This is a genomic window from Teichococcus vastitatis (genome assembly GCF_003604215.1).
Lineage (GTDB): Bacteria > Pseudomonadota > Alphaproteobacteria > Acetobacterales > Acetobacteraceae > Pseudoroseomonas > Pseudoroseomonas vastitatis.
In genome coordinates, this window is the sequence record NZ_QXGS01000150.1 from 1 (window position 1) to 1,384 (window position 1,384).

Below are 1,384 nucleotides of genomic sequence, written 5' to 3' on the forward strand. Positions count from 1 at the left end.
ACATTCTCGCCGCCATCCAGCGCTTCTGCCTTCGCTCCCAGACGATCGGAGGAACTACGGAATCAGGACACTAGACCAGAAACCTGTCATGAGCAGGCATAACAGCGAACCGCAGTGTGGCCGGTAGCACGCTCATGTCATAGCGCTGCTGAATTCCAGAAGCGTAAGAATCTCGGCACAAACTCACCTTTGAGTAATTTTTGCGCGTCCTGATCAACCCCGTAGATAAACTCGGGAGCGGTAGTGACGCCCTTCCCCTTTTCCTGGAGACCACGATGTCCGCCCTCCGCCAAATTCTCATCGTCGAGGATGATGCAGTGCTGCGTGCCACCTTGGCCGAGCAGATCCTGCTCGGCGGCGAGTTCAGAGCCGATGAGGCGCAGAGCGCGGCTGAGGCCGAGGACAAGTTATCCAGTGAGGGCGCCCGCTACGACGCGATCTTGCTCGATGTCGGACTTCCGGATGCGGATGGACGGGAATTCTGCGCCAAGCTGCGCCGTGAGGGGCGGCGTATGCCGGTAATCATGGTCACCGGTGCCGATGCCGAGCAGGACGTGATCCGCGGCCTTGATGCCGGCGCCAATGACTACTTGGCGAAGCCATACCGCCTGCCGGAGTTGCTGGCCCGGGTGCGGGCACAGCTGCGGGTATTCGACAACTCCGAGGACGCCACCTTCCTCATCGGTCCCTTCGTCTTTCGCCCCAGCATGCGTCTGCTGCAGGAGACGAACCGCAACCGTAAGGTGCGGCTGACGGCCAAGGAAACCGGCATTCTGAAATATCTCTACCGTGCCGGCGGCAAGGTCGCGCCGCGCCAGACCCTGTTGAACGAAGTCTGGGGTTATAGCAGCGCCGTCTCCACTCATACGCTGGAGACTCATATTTACCGGCTGCGCCAGAAAGTCGAGGCCGATCCGGGCCAGCCGCGGCTGCTGCTGACTGAGCATGGTGGCTATAAGCTGGACGCGACTATATTCGAGGCCGCCGGCCGTTGATGGCGTTGCCGCTAGAAAAGCTGCGGTACGTTAAGATAACGGAGATAGCCACCGCACAGCATCTCGTCGGAGCGGTGCTCCGATCCGCCACGAAGACGCTGTGGCATGAATCTCTCGTTCCAGAATATTCACAGGATCAGAATGGCGACACCTGGGCACCTCCAGAAGCCTTGAATGCAGTCGAGGATGATGTTTGAGACAAGGGTTGGTAGTGGCGGCTGGATCTGCGGTCTGGTGTCCGGTGGACATTGCGACGTTGTTTGGTGATCAAACGGCAACCGCCGCATCTCTTTGACGGCGGCAGGAGCCGCCTGGACACTTCGAAAAACCTCGCGGCTGAGGCGCGAAGCTGATTCACTGTCGCGGGTCAACGGGGGCAATGGCGATGG

General features: G+C 60.0%; 2 protein-coding genes. One reads left to right on the forward strand and one right to left on the reverse strand.

The genetic code is table 11. The features are described 5' to 3' along the window. Positions 1-275: 275 nt before the first annotated feature. Positions 276-995 carry a response regulator transcription factor gene (locus D2K64_RS23590; RefSeq protein WP_120010853.1) on the forward strand — a complete coding sequence of 240 codons (720 nt, stop codon included), beginning with the start codon at positions 276-278 and terminating at the stop codon, positions 993-995. 128 nt (positions 996-1,123) lie between these two features. Here the strand turns inward: D2K64_RS23590 and D2K64_RS25850 are convergent. Further along, positions 1,124-1,384 (reverse strand): hypothetical protein (locus tag D2K64_RS25850; protein WP_238384401.1); only part of this gene is annotated, 261 nt, incomplete at its 5' end.